The organism is Thermococcus sp. ES12, from assembly GCF_012027515.1.
In the GTDB taxonomy this organism is placed as follows: Archaea; Methanobacteriota_B; Thermococci; order Thermococcales; family Thermococcaceae; genus Thermococcus; species Thermococcus barossii.
The window spans coordinates 1-405 of record NZ_SNUP01000118.1; the positions used below are offsets into that span (position 1 = coordinate 1).

The 405-nt window shown below is 37.3% G+C and carries 1 protein-coding gene; it reads right to left on the reverse strand.

From position 1 onward, the window contains the following. Nucleotides 1-176: 176 nt before the first annotated feature. Nucleotides 177-405, reverse strand: a 229-nt coding sequence (locus E3E37_RS11335; RefSeq protein ID WP_167717454.1) for an EamA family transporter, incomplete at its 5' end; no start/stop codon positions are given.

Sequence of the window (405 nt, forward strand, 5' to 3'; positions counted from 1 at the left end):
GGCCCAGAGAACTTGAGAGAGCTCGCTAAGAGTTAATGGTTCTGAGGTATATCTCCTAATGCTCTTTCTCCTGTATATAGCTTCCTCAAGGCTCATTTCTCCTTTAATTTTTGGCTCGGGTAGTTTAATCTCCATACCATCACCTAGAAATTAATGAGCATTTTTTCACATAAGGTTTACTCCAGAGATAACAAATACACTCCAAAGAACATCAAAATGCCAAAAAATGCTTTTAAAAGAGTGAAATTCTCTCCAAGGATTAAAAAAGCAAAGAGAGCGCCGATTAATGAGGAAGTCGAAAAAATTGCCCCTGTTTTCATAGCTCCAATTTCTCTTAGAGCAAATAGAAATAATACGATAGAAAAGCCTATGCTAAAAGCACCGACCGTTAATACATATGGAAGG